Annotated in this window: 13 protein-coding genes; 10 read left to right on the plus strand and 3 right to left on the minus strand. The window is 72.7% G+C overall.

Annotation, left to right across the window (positions count from 1 at the left end; translation table 11 throughout):
- Window positions 1–21: 21 nt before the first annotated feature.
- Window positions 22–696, plus strand: coding sequence for a hypothetical protein (locus AB0J33_RS05485; protein WP_363610080.1), 675 nt, complete (start codon window positions 22–24; stop codon window positions 694–696).
- 55 nt (window positions 697–751) lie between these two features.
- Here AB0J33_RS05485 and gabT read toward each other — a convergent pair whose 3' ends face one another.
- Together gabT and AB0J33_RS05495 are read right to left on the minus strand one after the other, a co-directional pair.
- Window positions 752–2059, minus strand: coding sequence for a 4-aminobutyrate--2-oxoglutarate transaminase (gabT, locus tag AB0J33_RS05490; RefSeq protein WP_363610082.1), 1308 nt, complete (start codon window positions 2057–2059; stop codon window positions 752–754).
- 27 nt (window positions 2060–2086) lie between these two features.
- The gene (locus AB0J33_RS05495; RefSeq protein WP_363610084.1) at window positions 2087–3523 is read right to left on the minus strand and encodes a gamma-aminobutyraldehyde dehydrogenase; all 1437 of its coding nucleotides are present in this window, start codon (window positions 3521–3523) and stop codon (window positions 2087–2089) included.
- A 142-nt stretch (window positions 3524–3665) separates the two neighbouring features.
- Between AB0J33_RS05495 and AB0J33_RS05500 the strand changes: the two genes are divergently transcribed.
- Window positions 3666–5105, plus strand: a complete 1440-nt coding sequence (locus AB0J33_RS05500) for an aldehyde dehydrogenase family protein (RefSeq protein WP_363610086.1) — start codon at window positions 3666–3668, stop codon at window positions 5103–5105.
- A gap of 8 nt (window positions 5106–5113) precedes the next feature.
- On the opposite strand, the gene AB0J33_RS05505 is transcribed toward AB0J33_RS05500, so the two are convergent.
- The gene (locus AB0J33_RS05505; RefSeq protein ID WP_363610088.1) at window positions 5114–6355 is read right to left on the minus strand and encodes an SUKH-3 domain-containing protein; all 1242 of its coding nucleotides are present in this window, start codon (window positions 6353–6355) and stop codon (window positions 5114–5116) included.
- A 79-nt stretch (window positions 6356–6434) separates the two neighbouring features.
- Between AB0J33_RS05505 and AB0J33_RS05510 the strand changes: the two genes are divergently transcribed.
- The 8 genes from AB0J33_RS05510 to AB0J33_RS05545 all read left to right on the plus strand — a co-directional run bounded on the left by AB0J33_RS05510 (window position 6435) and on the right by AB0J33_RS05545 (window position 14747).
- Window positions 6435–6857, plus strand: coding sequence for a YbaB/EbfC family nucleoid-associated protein (locus AB0J33_RS05510; protein ID WP_363610090.1), 423 nt, complete (start codon window positions 6435–6437; stop codon window positions 6855–6857).
- Window positions 6854–7186, plus strand: a complete 333-nt coding sequence (locus AB0J33_RS05515; protein ID WP_363610092.1) for a hypothetical protein — start codon at window positions 6854–6856, stop codon at window positions 7184–7186. Before AB0J33_RS05510 ends, AB0J33_RS05515 begins: the two co-directional genes overlap by 4 nt.
- 15 nt (window positions 7187–7201) lie before the next feature.
- Complete coding sequence (locus tag AB0J33_RS05520; protein ID WP_363610094.1) at window positions 7202–11299, plus strand: toxin glutamine deamidase domain-containing protein; 4098 nt, start codon at window positions 7202–7204, stop codon at window positions 11297–11299.
- Entirely contained in the window at window positions 11271–11552 is a 282-nt protein-coding gene (locus AB0J33_RS05525; RefSeq protein WP_363610096.1) for a hypothetical protein, read from the plus strand. Before AB0J33_RS05520 ends, AB0J33_RS05525 begins: the two co-directional genes overlap by 29 nt.
- A gap of 50 nt (window positions 11553–11602) precedes the next feature.
- Entirely contained in the window at window positions 11603–12286 is a 684-nt protein-coding gene (locus AB0J33_RS05530) for a tetratricopeptide repeat protein (RefSeq protein ID WP_363610098.1), read from the plus strand.
- A gap of 55 nt (window positions 12287–12341) precedes the next feature.
- Window positions 12342–12593: a hypothetical protein gene (locus AB0J33_RS05535; protein WP_363610100.1), complete on the plus strand. Its 252-nt coding sequence runs from the start codon at window positions 12342–12344 to the stop codon at window positions 12591–12593.
- 197 nt (window positions 12594–12790) lie between these two features.
- Entirely contained in the window at window positions 12791–13531 is a 741-nt protein-coding gene (locus AB0J33_RS05540; protein ID WP_363610260.1) for an endonuclease V, read from the plus strand.
- A gap of 151 nt (window positions 13532–13682) precedes the next feature.
- Window positions 13683–14747, plus strand: coding sequence for a hypothetical protein (locus AB0J33_RS05545; RefSeq protein ID WP_363610102.1), 1065 nt, complete (start codon window positions 13683–13685; stop codon window positions 14745–14747).
- The last annotated feature ends 46 nt before the right edge of the window (window positions 14748–14793 follow it).

Consider the following 14793-nt stretch of genomic DNA (forward strand, 5'->3'; position numbering starts at 1 on the left):
CCGAGGACGGGAGTGACGGCGATGAGGGTGCAGCGCAGGCACGTGCTGGCGGCGGGTGTGGCGGTGCTCGCCGTGGTGGGCGTGTCGGTGGGGACCAGCTTCGGGTTCGCCGACACGGCCCCGGCGCGGTCGTCGGTCTGCTCCGGCTCGGTCACCTTCTCCGCGGAGGGCGGTGCGCCGGCGGCGACCAGCGACCGTTTCCCGGTGGGGACCCGGTTGCGGGTGACCAATCTGGACAACAACCGGGCGGCCACGGTGACGGTGACCGGCCCGTCGGGCAGTTGCGTGTTGCTCAACACGGCCGCCATGGAACTGGTCCGGGAGCCGGGCAAGAACGTGATCCGCCGCAACGTGGTGGAGCGGGTGGACGGCGCCGCGCCGCCCGTCGGCGCACCGGCCCCCGGCACGGTCCGCCCCGGCGTCGCCTCGCCCGGCGCGCCCGGCCCGGCGCCGCGCTCGGCCTGCTCGGGGGCGATCACCTTCTTCGAGGAGGCGGCCGGACCGGCGGCGACCAGCGGACAGTTCCCGGTCGGCACCCGGTTGCGGGTGACCAATCTGGACAACAACCGGGCGACCACGGTGACGGTGACCGGGCCGTCGGGCAGTTGCGTGCTGCTCAACTCCGCCGCGATGGAGCAGATCCGCGAGCCGGGCAAGAACCTGGTGCGCCGCAACACGGTCGAGGTGCTGCGCTGACGTCGGGGGAGGGGCCGTGCGCCGGGCCCCTCCCCGCTCAGCCGAAGGCGGCCCCTCAGCCGAAGGCGGCGTCGAGGATGTCGGCGCCCCGGTTGAGCTGGGCGTCGGAGATCACCAGCGGGGGCAGGAAGCGCAGCACGTTGCCGTACGTGCCGCAGGTCAGGGTGAGTAGACCGGCGGCGTGACAGGCCGCCGAGATCGCCGCGGTGGCGACCGGGTCGGGGGTGAGCGTGCCCGGCCGGACCAGCTCCACGGCGAGCATCGCGCCCCGGCCGCGTACCTCGGCGACCCGGGGATCCCGCGCGGCGATGGCCCGTAGCCGGGGGACCAGCACCGACTCGATCCGTCGCGCCGCGGCGGCCAGGTCCAGCTCGTGCATGGTCTCGATGGTGGCCAGCGCGGCGGCGCAGGCGATCGGGTTGCCGCCGTACGTGCCGCCGAGCCCACCCACGTGCACCGCGTCCATCAGCTCGGCCCGACCGGTCACCGCAGCCAGCGGCAGGCCACCGGCGATGCCCTTGGCCAGGGTCACCAGGTCGGGTTCGACGCCCTCGTGTTGGCAGGCGAACCAGTCGCCGGTGCGGCAGAACCCGGTCTGGATCTCGTCGGCGACGAAGACCACCCCGGCCGCCGTCGTCCAGGCACGCAGCGCGGGCAGGAAACCCGGCGCGGGTACGACGAAGCCGCCCTCGCCCTGGATCGGCTCGATCAGCAGCGCGGCGACGTTCTCCGCGCCGACCTGCTTCTCGACCAGCTCGATGGCCCGTGCCGCCGCCTCCGGGCCGGAGAGCCCGCCGTCGCGCAGCGGGTACGACATCGGCACCCGGTAGACCTCCCCGGCGAACGGCCCGAACCGGTGCTTGTACGGCATGTTCTTCGCGGTCAACGCCATGGTCAGGTTGGTCCGGCCGTGGTACGCGTGGTCGAACACGACCACCGCCGGCCGCCCGGTGGCGTGGCGGGCGACCTTCACCGCGTTCTCCACCGCCTCCGCGCCGGAGTTGAACAACGCGGAGCGCTTCTCGAACCCACCGGGCGTCAACGCGTTGAGCTGCTCGCACACCGCCACGTACGACTCGTACGGCGCGACCATGAAGCAGGTGTGGGTGAACCGCTCGACCTGCGCCCGGACCGCCTCGACCACCCGTGGGGCGGAGTTGCCGACGCTGGTCACGGCGATGCCGGCGGCGAAGTCGATCCACTCCCGGCCGTCGACGTCGGTGATCGTCCCGCCGGAGGCGTGGTCCACGTAGGACGGGATGACGCTGCCGACACCCCGAGCCACCGCACCGCCGCGCCGTTCGTGCAGCTCCGCGCTCGACGGCGCAGCACCGCCTACCGTTCGCGACCGCGGGGCTCGCAAACCCGGCTCACTCCTCGCGCTCACGGGTCAGCTGCCCAGGTTGTGCATGACGTGCTTGATCCGGGTGTAGTCCTCCAGGCTGTAGACCGAGAGGTCCTTGCCGTGCCCGGAGTGCTTGAAGCCACCGTGTGGCATCTCCGAGACGAACGGGATGTGGGTGTTGACCCAGACGCAGCCAAAGTCGAGTCGCCGGGTCATCCGCATCGCCCGGCCGTGGTCCCTCGTCCACACCGAGGCGGACAGGCCGTAGTCGACGCCGTTGGCCCAGCGCACCGCCTCGTCCTCGTCGGAGAAGCGCTGCACGGTGATGACCGGCCCGAACACCTCGTCCTGGATGATCTCGTCGGCCTGACGCAGCCCGGAGACCACCGTCGGCGCGTAGAAGTAGCCCCGCTCGCCCTGCCGGGCCCCACCGGTCTGGACCGCCGCGTGCTCCGGCAGCCGGTCGACGAAGCCGCTGACCCGGGAGAGCTGGTTGGCGTTGTTCAGCGGACCGTAGAGCACGTCGGCGTCGTCCGGCGCGCCGGTCTTCGTGTTGCGGGCCTGCTCGGCGAGCGCCGCCACGAAGTCGTCGTGGACGCCCGGACCGGCCAGCACCCGGGTGGCCGCGGTGCAGTCCTGCCCGGCGTTGAAGTAACCACCCAGCGCGATGGCCTCCGCCGCCGCCGCGACGTCCGCGTCGTCGAAGACCACCACCGGGGCCTTGCCGCCCAGCTCCAGGTGGGTCCGCTTCAGGTCCGGGGCCGCCGCGGCGGCGACCTCCATGCCCGCGCGGGTCGAGCCGGTGATCGACACCAGCTGCGGGGTCGGGTGCGACACGAGGGTACGACCGGTGTCCCGGTCGCCGCAGACCACGTTGAACACCCCCGGCGGGAAGAACTCGGCGGCGATCTCGGCGAGCAGCAGCGTCGACACCGGCGTGGTGTCCGACGGCTTGAGCACCACCGTGTTGCCGGCGGCGAGCGCCGGGGCGATCTTCCAGACCGCCATCATCAGCGGGTAGTTCCAGGGGGTGACCTGCGCGCACACGCCGATCGGCTCCCGCCGCACGTACGAGGTGTGCCCGGCCAGGTACTCCCCGGCGGACCGCCCCTCCAACATCCGGGCCGCGCCGGCGAAGAACCGGAAATGGTCCACCGCCGGGGGAAGCTCCTCGTCGGCGGTGAGCTGGCGTGGCTTTCCGGTGTTGCGCACCTCGGCGTCGACCAGCTCGGCGGCCCGCGCCTCCACGGCGTCGGCGAGCTTGAGCATCGCCCGCTGCCGCTCGGCGGGGGTGACGTCCCGCCAGCTCTCGAACGCGGTGGCGGCGGCGTTCATCGCCGCGTCCACGTCGGCGGCGCCGGAGACCGGGGCCTGGGCGAACACCTCGCCCGTGCACGGGTCGACCAGGTCGGCGTAGCCGCCGTCGGCCGGGTCGACGTAGGAGCCGTTGACGAAGTTGCGCAGCTGCTGCTGGTCACTCATGACGGGATCACTCCGAGGGGGCCGGGGGCGCGGTCTGCGGCGGTTATCGCAATCTCTCTGCCATCTTCGCTACCGAATTCGCGGCAGACAAGGGTTGTCGCGACTGTTTCCGTCGACAACCCAACCGGCTACGCTGCTCGGCGTGGAGCCCGCACCCTTCTTCGTCGCCTCCCGCCCCGCCACCGGCGAGGGTGAGCTGACCATCCACCACCCGTACGACGGCCGGCCGGTGGGGCGTACCACATGTGCCACGCCCGAGCAGGTCGACGCCGCTCTCGCGGCGGCGGCCGGGGTGGCCGCGCAGGCCGCGGCTCTGCCCGCGCACGCCCGCGCGGCGGCCCTGGACCACGTGTCCCGGCGGCTCGCCGAGCGCGCCGCCGAAGTCGCCGCCCTCATCACCGCGGAGAACGGCAAGCCGCTCAAGTGGGCCCGCGCCGAGGTCGGACGGGCCGTCTCCACCTTCCGGTGGGCCGCCGAGGAGGCCCGACGGTTCTCCGGGGAGCTGCAACGGCTCGACACCGACCCGGCCGCCGACGGGCGGATCGCCCTGGTCCGCAGGGTGCCGAGAGGCCCGGTGCTGGGCATCACGCCGTTCAACTTCCCGCTCAACCTCGTCGCCCACAAGGTGGCGCCGGCCATCGCCGTCGGTGCGCCGATCATTGTCAAGCCGGCGCCCGCGACGCCGCTGTCCGCGTTGCTGCTCGGCGAGTTGCTGGCCGAGACCGACCTTCCGATCGGGATGTTCTCGGTGCTGCCGCTGCCCAACGACCGCGCCGCCGAGCTGGTCACCGACCCGCGGCTGCCGGTGGTGTCGTTCACCGGGTCCGGGCCGGTCGGCGCGGCCATCCGCCGGGCGGCTTCGGAGAAGCACGTGACGCTGGAGCTGGGCGGCAACGCCGCCGCGGTGATCTGTGCGGACTGGACCTCCGACGAGGACCTGGACTTCGCCGCGCAACGCATCGCGACGTTCGCCAACTACCAGGCCGGCCAGTCGTGCATCGCCGTGCAACGGGTGTACGTGCAGCACGCGCTGCACGCCGACTTCCTGCCCCGGCTGGTGGCGGCGGTGCGGGGGCTGCGTACCGGCGACCCGGCGTCCGAGCTGACCGACGTCGGGCCGATGGTGTCCGAGGACGCGGCACGCCGGGTCGAGACGTGGGTGGCCGAAGCGGTCGCCGCCGGCGGCACCGTCGAGGTGGGCGGCCTCCGCGACGGTGCTACCTACCCCCCGACCGTGCTCAGCGGCGTGCCGGCCGGCGCCAAGGTCGTCGCCGAGGAGGTCTTCGGGCCGGTGCTGGTGGTCGCCCCGGTCACCGACGACCAGGCCGCGTTCACCGCCGTCAACGATTCGGCGTACGGCTTGCAGGCCGGCGTGTTCACCCGGCGCCTGGACGTGGCCTTCGCCGCCGCCCGCACGCTGGAGGTGGGCGGGGTGATCGTCGGTGACGTGCCGTCGTACCGCGCCGACCAGATGCCGTACGGCGGGGTGAAGGGCAGCGGCGTCGGCCGGGAGGGGCTGCGCAGCGCGATGGACGACTACACCGAACCCCGGGTCATGGTGCTGACCGGCCTCCCGCTCTAGGTGCCGCGCTAGTCGGCCTGCCAGGTGCCGTCGTCGCGGACCCGGGCGGGAGCGCGGCCCAGCAGCAGGGTGGTCAGCGCGGCGTCGATGGTGTCGCCGAGGAACCATTCGCCGGCCTGATCGAGGGCGAAGACCCGCCCGCGCTCGTCCACCGCCAGGACGCTGTCCTGCTGCTCGGTGCCGATCGGAAAGAGACGTACGCCGAGCACCGCGCCGAAGTCCGCGAGGGTGTCGGCGGTGTGCGCGATGGTGTGCGGACGGATGTCGAAGCGGGAAATCCACACCTGCTCACCCCGCCCGCGCCGCGCACCGACCAGGCTGGGGAACGCGGTCAGCGCCTCCACGGCGGCCGGGAACACCGTGTGCTGATGGTTCACCCCGGACACCGCGGTGACGTCCCGTACCGCCGCGGCGGCCATGATCTGATCGCCGATGTGTGGTCGCCACCCGGCCGCGACCAGCGCGTTGGCGACCTCCGCCGGGAAGCGCCCGGGATCGGGGTCGGGGGCCTCCGGCGCGTGCCAGGGCTCGGTGTAGGCGCGGGCCGCCTCCGGCAGGACGTTGGCCCGCACCAGGAAACTGATGCACGAGTCGCACGGCAGCTCGGCGGGCCCACCAGCGGGATCACCCGGTTCGCGGACCCGGAAGACCTCGAAGCGGGCGTCCTCCAGCAGCGCGGCTGCCTCGGCCCGACCCATCGGCGCGATGCCCTCGGCGGCGCGGCGGTGATCGTACTCATGCAGGACGTCGGAGACCACGATCAGCTCGGCGTGCGCCTCCCCGCCGCGAACCAGCTCGCCCGGGGGCAATTGGTGGAGATAGTCGCGGACCAGCGGGTGATGGTTGAGTGGCACCTCGGCCCTCGTGCCCTGGGCCGTCCAGATCCGCCCGTCGACGGTCAGATGCGCCTCGGTGTTCGGGGTGGAGCCCCGGTGGATCTCCCGCAGCAGCAGACTCGACGGGTCGACCGTGCGGGGAGCGGTCGGCCCGGTCGGCTGGCTGCGCCGGTACATCTCCGCCACCACCGTGCTCGGCACCCGGGGCCAGGTGCTGACCTTGCCGGTCTGCTTGTCGATGACGGTCGTCGGCAGGTCACCCGGCACCGTGCGTACGTCGGTGGGCACGACGGACGTGATGACGTAGCCGAGGTCGAACTCGTCGACCATCGCGGTGCACTCGTGGCCGAGGCGCTGCGAGTCGCGGCGGGCCCAGGTGGCTGCGAGCTGCTCGGCCTGTTGACGCTCGATCACGCATTGAAACTACCGGACTACACGGATCGATGGCGGCCGGTATTGTTTCGCTCTACCGACGGTGACGGGAGGGGCGGCGGTGGCCGAACAGGCGGACCGGGGCGTCAATCGCGACCTGCGGGCCCGATTCGACGACGTCTACGGGCAATATCAGCAGCTCAGGTCCGGTTTGGATACCCTCCAGGCGCGACTCGCCGCGCTGCGGGTGACCCGCCGGTCGCCCGACGGGCAGGTGACGGCGACCGTCGGTGCGCAGGGCCAGGTGATCGAGGTCGAGCTGACGCCGGCCGTCTACCGGGACCGGGACGCCCCGGCGCTCAGCCGAAAAATCACCGAAACGATCCGGGCCGCCGCGACCGCCGCCGCCGACGCCACCCGCGACCTCGTCGCCGAGAGCATGCCGGCCGGCTCCGGGTCGATGGACTTCCTCAAGACCGGTGACTACGCCGCGCTGCTCGGCCGGGCCGACGCCGTGCTCGGCAAGGGTGAGGGGACGACATGACCGACGGGCAGCTCTGGCTCGATCCGCTGCGCGCCCGTCGGGGCGGCGCCGACCTCGCGCTCGCCGGCGAGGCGGTGACGGCGCGCCGTGCCGCCGAGGGTGGCGCGATCGAGGCCGCCAGCGGCGTCAGGCCGTGGGGCCGCGACGACATCGGCGCCGCGTTCGAGCGCAACTACCGCGGGTTCGAGCAGACCGTGCTGCGGGCCTGGGCGGGGGTCGGGCACCGGCTCACCGAGCTGGGCGGCGACGTGGTCGAGGCCGTCGACGCGAGCGTGCAGACCGACGCGGCCAACGCCACCCGGCTCGGTCGGGCCGCCGACCAGCGCTGACGGCCGACGATCTAGATGAGTGCGCTGCCGAGTCCCATCCCGCACCCGCTGGACTACGCACCGTGGGACGTGCCCGGCTGGATCTACGAGGCCCTCGACTGGGTGGTCGGCGTGCAGTGGCCGGAGGGCGACGAGCGGGCCGTCTGGGACGTCGCCGACCAGTGGTACGCCGTCGCCTCGGTGCTCGCCGGGCCACACAGCGACGCCGCCGCGGCGGCCGCCGAGGTGCGCAGCGGGTACGGCGGTGTCGGCACGGTCGACGCGGCGTTCGAGGCAGCCTGGCGGAGGATCGCCGAGGACGCCGACGCGCCGCTGCCCGTGCTGCTCGCGGTCACGGCCGACCTGGGGCGACTGGTCGAGGAGTGCGGCTGCGACATCGAGGGCGCCAAGCTGGAAGTCTGGATCGAGCTGGGCATCCTGGTCATCGAGTTGCTCACCGTGGCGGTGGCGGCGGTGTTGACCGCAGGCGCCGCGACCCCGGCGGCCGGCGCGGCGATCACCGCGACGCGGCTGCTGGTTCAACAGATATTCAAGCGGCTGATGGGCCAACTGGCCAGCAAATCCCTCAAGCATGGGCTCAAGGAGGCCGGTGAGCGGGCCGCCAAGGAGGCCACCCGGGGCGGCGTTCGAGGGCTCGCCAAACGGGCCACCCGCGAAGGGCTGGAGGAGGCCACCGAGGAGGCCGGGGTCACCCTGGCCACCCAGGCGTACCAGAACTCCACCGGGCGTGCGCACGGGCTGGACCTGACCGATCTCGGTGCCTCGGCGGTCGGCGGGCTCGCCGGCGGGGCGGTGGCTCCGCTGGCCGGTCTGGGCCGGCACGCGACCGGGCGAGCCGCCCGGGTCGGGGAGCACCTGGGGCGGGAGATGACCGGCGAGGTGCTCGCCGAGAGCGCGGCCAGCATGGCCACCGGTCAGGGCCTGACCTCCATGGAGGACGTGGCGCGTGCGGCCGCGTCCGGAGCTACCGGCTCGGCGACCGGCCAGACCGACCACGCGCTACGTGCCCGGCTCGACGCGCAGGCCAATGCCCTCACCGGGGCGTCGTTCGCGGGTCCGTCCCTTCCGTCCGTGGCGCCCGTCGCCGGGTCTGCCGACCCGGCTGTCGGGACTGCCCCGGGTGTCGGGACTGCCCTGGATGTCGGGTCGGCGCCGGATGCCGCGGCTGCGGTGGGTGCGGCGTCTGCGGCGGGCGGCAGTGGTGGCGCGGCGTCGGGTGGTGTGGTTCCGGCGTCGGGTGGTCTGGTCTCGGATTCGGGCGGTCCGGGCTCGGTTTCGACCGCGACCACGGCATCGCTGGACCAGCTCGCCCCGGCGATGACGTCCTCGGCCGCCGTGGAGTCGGGGGGAGCCGGCCTGACGCCCCCCGTCAGCTCCGATGTGACAACGGCGTCGCCGCTGCCGGTTGGCTCGGTGTCCGACGTGGACGCGGCGGACCGTTCGACCCGTCCCTCCGAGGCGATGCCGTCGATGGACGGGCCGGTGGGGGCGGGCATACCCCACCCGCGCTCGCCCGATTCGGCGCTCTCGGTGGTGGCGTCCGATCTGGGCCTGTCGTCAACGGCTGCTGATCCGGGCCTGTCGGCGAGGGCCACCGACCCAGGGCCGTGGGCGGCTGCTGATCCGAGACTGTCGGCGGTGACCGCGCCCGTGGCCGGCGCTGTCGAATCGACCAGCGGGTCGGCCCCCACCGGTGTCGCACCGGGCCACCCCGGCAACTCGCCGCACACCAGCGCCTCCGCACCGACCGCATGGTCACCGGCGACCGGCTCGTCCGCACCGACCTTCGCACCCGGCCTGGCCACGCCGGTCACGTCCGGTGCCTCGACCACCACCAACGGCTGGCCGCCGGTCACCTCCACCGCGCCCGCGGTGGGCCGATTCGCCGTGCCGACGCGGGAGCTGCGAGCGCCCCGGCATCCGGCGCGGGGCAGGGCGTCGGTCCCCGTCGACGTGGCCGCGTTCGGTGCCCCGTCGATGCGCGAAACCGAGACCGACGAGTCGTACGCGGCGCAGTGGGCCGCCGCGGCCGAAGCCGCCGAGCGGCAGCGCTACCAGGGCCACTACGAAGCGCAGCGGACCGGGTTCGAGGCCAACCGCCGGCAGGCCGAGGCCGCCCGACTGCGCGCCCGGGCGGCAGAGCACGATCGCCGGGCCGTCGAGTACGCCACCTACGCCCGACAGTTACACCAGGCCGGCAACCGGCAGTGGTCAGACGGCTGGCAGCGTGCCGCGAACGACGAGGCTCGCGCGTACGCCCAGTGGCGTGACCTGGCAGACGCGGTGCTGGTCGGCGCCACGGCGCCCGCCGTCGTGGACATCGGCGCGGCCACGTTCGAGCACGCCAACCGGGACGTGGGCGCGCTCGCGCTCGGCGCGGTGGAGACCTCCGGCGCATCCAGGCTCACCGGCGACCGCCACCCACCGCCGATCGACGACTCCCGGCCGTACGGGCGGCCCGGAGGACTGCGTCCACCGCTCGCCCTGCACCAGGTCGACGTCGAACGGCAGATGCCCCGCGACCCGGACGGCACCGTGACCCGCACCGCCGACCCCCGACAGGGCGGCTGGTTCCGGCTCCTGAACGACGGTGGTCCCGCGGCCGACGCCACCCGGGGCATCAACTGCCTGGACTGCACGTTGTCGCTGTTCGAGACGTGGGTGCACGGGCGGCCACGCGTGTCGGCGCCGCGTACCTTCGACGGCTACCTGGACGGTGACACCCGGCGCCCGATCCGTGGCGAGGCGGGCGGCCCGGGCCGGGTCGAGGACGTGACCGGCGGGCGCTTCCAGCAACTTCTCACCCCGCACTCCGGCCAGCTCCCGAACGCCGAACAGGCCCGGCAGGCCGCCGACCGGGGCTACCGCAACCTGCACGACCAACTGTTGCTGGGCGGCCACGGCAGCTACGCGTTCATGATCACCGAGTGGGCGCACGGAGGCTCCCACGCCTGGGTGGCGCTCAACCAGAACGGCACCGTGCTCTACGTGGACCCGCAGAACGGTGTGGTCCGGGACCGGCCGCTCTACCCCGGTGTGGTCGGCATCGACGCGCTGGTGCTGAGCGGGGACGGCCGACCGATGCCGCTCGGCGGACTGCCCCGGGGCCGCTTCAGCGAGCGGCCCGACCTGCCCGATCACCCGCCGACACACGACAACGGCAGCCACGGAGACCCGTACATCAACCGCATGCACCTCCTCCTCGACGGCCCCGGCTCGGCGAGTGCGGGTAACGGCGAGGCTGCTTCGAGCGACGTTCCTCGACCGATCGCCGATCTCGCCCAGCTCACGACAGTGGAGTTGGCGACGCTGACCGAACTGCGCGAGCGCGCCCTGGGTGCCGCTGACCGGGTCGAGGGTGCTCTGGCCCAGGTTGGGCGGAACGTGACCGACGCGCTCGGGCTCAGCGACCCGATTCGGCTGCGGGACCGCGAATATCGTGTCAAGGGGCTGGATTCGCTGGTGCGGAAGTACCTCGACGAGGCCCGCGTAGCCATAATCGGCGTAGCTGACTTTGCGGCGAACGTCAATGATTCCCTGAGATTTTGTCTCGAGCTGCCGTCGGGTCGGCAATACAGCGATGCCGTTGACCTGGTTCTTGCCGGCCTGGCTGACGCTGGCTTCTCAGTGCCCACTTCGGCCTGTAAGAACTTCTGGCAGCAGGGAAATCGATTTTACGGACTGAACTGCACACTCCGTTCGTCTGACGGAATCCTGATCGAGTTGCAGCTGCATACCCCGGCGTCACGCGAGGCGTGGCTGGCAACCCATGGGGAGTACGAAGTTCTGCGGCGTCCGTCGAACGGTGCCGAACGACGGGTCGACGCCCTTTTGCGGATGCTCAGTGCGAACCGTGCCCGCGGCCTGCCGGACGCGCTGCCAGGTGGGCTCGATCTTCGTTTCCCGGCCAAGGACGCCACCTTCGCCAAGTGGATCAGTCAGAACTCTGACGCCTGGCGGGAGTACCGCGCCTGGCTGACTCGGCAAGAGACGAGCCTCGCGCAGGTTGTGCATGGGCTGGGGCTAAGGTCTCGTGACTTCCCCGTAGCGCCGCATGTCGCAGAAGAGTTGGAGCCCGAGATTGTTGAGCTACTACGTGATCTACCGGATTGACGAGCAGAGCGGGCCGGCGGGGCTCTTCATCATGGACGCCGGACTGGGTCAGGCTGTTCTCTGGGATCATCGCGCTCGAGCGTGGGCCTACGATCCCGGACTCGTGGTGCGCTTTCTCGATGACTATCGGAATGCGGACCGCTACAAGAGCGTGAGTCGTGCTGAGGCTGAGGCGGTAGTCGAAGCAGTCACCGACGGTCAGAAGTTGCCTGACGAAGGTTCGATCCGCGCAATGTTCAAGGCCGGCGGGTGACCCCGGCGCGGACCCCGGCATAGCGAGAGCTGAATAGGCATGCTTCGTGGATGGATAGCGGAAAGGGCAGGTCGATGACGGTCGAAGGACTTGACGCTCGGTTGGTGCGGGCGCAGGAGCGGTACGAGCAGGCGGTCTTCGGTGGTGACGCGAAGCCCCTGGACGAGGCGGAGCGTGAGCTTGCCGCGCTGGACGCCGATGTCGCGCTGGCCCGGGGAAAGATCCTGCACGCGCGTTTCCTCGCCATCGGGTTGGAGGACGCGGCGGAGCTGCCGCTGTTCGAGCGGGCGGCCGAGTTCTACCGGGAGTTGGGTGACGCCCGTGGTGAGGGCGAGTCGCTGTTCTGGGTGGGCACGGTCCACCAGGTGATTCGGCAGGACCAGGCGAGCGCCGACCCGGCCTTCGCCCGGGCGCGCGAGTTGGCTACCGACGCGGGGGATGAGCTGACGCTGTCGTACGTGCTGCGGCACCTGTGCTTCGGTGAGCAGGCCGCCGGTCGTGTTGGTGAAGCGCGGGAACTGCTGATGGAGTCGACCCGGTTGCGCCGGAAGTTGTCCTTCACCGCGGGTGTCGCGGCGAACCTGATCGGTCTGGCGGATCTGGCCGCGAGCGACGGCGATCGGGAGGCTGCCCGTGAGTTGCTCGACGAGGCGACCAGGCTCGCGGCCGACAGCGGCGCGCACGGGATTGGCCGGTGGGTCGAGGAGGCCCGCGACGAGTTGGACCTTGCCTGACCGGGGTGTGTCGTGGGAGGCGGTCGGCGCTGGTGCGGCCGAATAGGATCGACGCATGGCGAGATCCGCGCAGAGCACCAGTTCCCACCTCTGGGCCTGGCCGGCTGGCATCCTGATCGGCCTGGCGATCGGCATTCCCGTGTTCGGGGCGAAGGGTGGCGTCGCCTTCGGTGTCGCCCTCGGCATCGCCTTCGCGCTCGGCCTCGGTGCGATGCGCGGCCGGGCCGAGGGTGGCCCTGCCCAGGGCGGCCCGGACGACCGGGCCAGCGTGGACGACCGGGCCAGCGTGGACGGCGCCGATGTCTAACGCCAGGGGTGATCGACTCGGGTTCATTGATGTCGGGGCATCCAGGGCTGGAGGATAGCCCGACTTTCATGATGCCGAGTGGATCATGGCGAGCTGCGCGCGCGGCGCGAGCTGCGGGCGTGGCGGGCGCGGGCGTGGCGGGCGCGGGCGTGCGGGGCGTGGCGGGCGCGGGCGTGGCGGGCGCGGGCGTGCCGGGCGTGGCGGGTGTCGGGGGTGACGTCGGCGCGGGGCCGGGCAGTGTTGCCGAGGCGGTGGCCGTACAGGAGGAGTTGCGGCCGTTGGTCGACCTGGTCGGGCCGGGTCCGAGCGCTCCGGCTACGGTGGCTGGCCTGGACGTCGCGTACGCCGAGGGTGGTGACCTTCTGGCGGCGGCCGTGACGGTCCTGGACGCCCGGACGTTGGCCGTGGTGGATTCCGCGGTCGGGGTGGGGCGGCCGGCGTTCGGCTACGTGCCGGGGTTGTTCGCGTTCCGTGAGTTGCCCGCGTTGCTGGGGGCGCTCGACCGCCTGACCGTCATTCCGGACCTGCTGGTCTGCGACGGGCACGGGCTGGCTCATCCGCGCCGGTTCGGGCTGGCCTGCCATCTCGGGGTGGTCACCGGGTTGCCCACGATCGGGGTGGGCAAGACGCCACTGGTGGGGACGTGGGAGCCACCGGCGGTTGAGCGGGGCGCCTGGTCGCCGTTGCGCGACGGCGGGGACGTCGTTGGCCGCGTGTTGCGGACCCGGGACGGGGTGAAGCCGGTCTTCGTCAGCGTCGGGCACCGAATGGGTCTGGAGAACGCGACCGCGCAGGTGCTCGCGTTGACCCCCCGCTACCGCCTGCCGGAGACCACCCGCACCGCCGACCGGCTCTGCCGCGACGCCCTCACCGAAGCCGAACGGGCTGCCGGCACACCGGTCGCCGGCAGAGGCACCGCCGCCGAACGGGCCGACTGATCGGCTGGTCAGCAGGGCCAACCGCAGGTCGGCGGGGCGGGCCGCAAACCGTAACGCCGCACACATCTGGGCCGCTCTATGACCGGTGGGGTGGGCGGGCCGGTAGTAGCCTGACCCGCGGACCCCACCCGGGGAGAACGGTGAGGTGATCATGACAGTGCGTCGACGCGTGGCGCGGCTCGCGGCGGTCTGCGGTCTGGCGGGCGGCCTGGTGCTGCTCGGCGCATCACCCGCGTTGGCCGACGACGACTCGGTCCGGGTGGGTGCGGCCAGCAGCTTCGCCGCCGGAGGCTCCGCCCAGGGGGTGAACGTCGCGGTCCGCAAGCGCACCGACGGGTGCGTCCTGCTGCGTACCGCGCTGGGCTTCCAACTCGACGGTCTCCAACCGAACCAGGTGGCGGTCGAGGTCAACGCGGGCGGACGCTGGTTCCCGGTCGCGGTCAGCGGCGGTGCCGGCAACGTGTCGACCGCACAGACGTCGCCGTTGAAGCCGACCCTGTGCAAGGGCAAGGGCATCACCGTGCGCTACCGGGTGGCGTTCGCCGCCAACGCCCCGGCCGGCCGGCTCGTCGTCACGGGCGCGGGTCTGCGCGCCGACGGACAGATGCTGGGCCACGCCTCCGACGCGGCGCGGCTGACCGGCGGGCGGGTCACCCCGTCGCCCACTCCGACGCCGTCGAAGAAGCCGACGCCCACCCCGAGCCCGACCGAGGCCGCGACCGTCGACGAGGCGGTGAACCCGGCGGCGCTGGCCGGCGTGTCCAGCCCACCCGACACCACGGCGACGGCCGCCGGATCGTCCGGAGGAGGGTCGCCGGTGATGTTCTTCGGCATCGTGCTGGTGGCGGTCGGTCTGCTCCTCATCGTGCTGCTGTTCCGCCGCTCGCGACAGGACCGGAAGCCGGCCGACGACGAGCCCGGCATCCTGCCGGGCAACCCGGGCGGCACCACCTACCGCGCCGGGGGTGGGTCGCCGGCCGCGCCAGGTCGCCCCGGCCAGGTGTACGGGCAGCAGCCACCGGCCGCCGGTTGGGGCACGGTGCCGTCGCCACGACCCGCCGCCGGTGGGGTCTACGGTGCTCGGCCGGACAATCCCGCCCCGGCGCCGGAGGCGACGCAGCCAATGCCGGGGCGCCCCGAGGGCCGGCAACCGCCCGGCGTCCCGCCCGCCGACGGCGACGGTCACACCGTCTTCATACCCCGGCTGCCCGGCTGAGCGGGGTACGGCCCGGCCCCTCCGTTAGGCTCAGGATCGGTGTCTA

This window comes from Micromonospora sp. NPDC049645 (assembly GCF_040675155.1).
In the GTDB taxonomy this organism is placed as follows: Bacteria; Actinomycetota; Actinomycetes; order Mycobacteriales; family Micromonosporaceae; genus Micromonospora.

What these genes read in the sequence shown, in the direction of transcription:
- AB0J33_RS05495 (WP_363610084.1), bottom strand. Translation starts at nt 3,523, where the DNA reads ATGAGTGACCAGCAGCAGCTGCGCAACTTCGTCAACGGCTCCTACGTC.
- AB0J33_RS05535 (WP_363610100.1), top strand. Translation starts at nt 12,342, where the DNA reads ATGGCGAGATCCGCGCAGAGCACCAGTTCCCACCTCTGGGCCTGGCCG.
- AB0J33_RS05485 (WP_363610080.1), top strand. Translation starts at nt 22, where the DNA reads ATGAGGGTGCAGCGCAGGCACGTGCTGGCGGCGGGTGTGGCGGTGCTC.
- AB0J33_RS05530 (WP_363610098.1), top strand. Translation starts at nt 11,603, where the DNA reads ATGGATAGCGGAAAGGGCAGGTCGATGACGGTCGAAGGACTTGACGCT.
- AB0J33_RS05520 (WP_363610094.1), top strand. Translation starts at nt 7,202, where the DNA reads ATGAGTGCGCTGCCGAGTCCCATCCCGCACCCGCTGGACTACGCACCG.
- AB0J33_RS05545 (WP_363610102.1), top strand. Translation starts at nt 13,683, where the DNA reads ATGACAGTGCGTCGACGCGTGGCGCGGCTCGCGGCGGTCTGCGGTCTG.
- AB0J33_RS05515 (WP_363610092.1), top strand. Translation starts at nt 6,854, where the DNA reads ATGACCGACGGGCAGCTCTGGCTCGATCCGCTGCGCGCCCGTCGGGGC.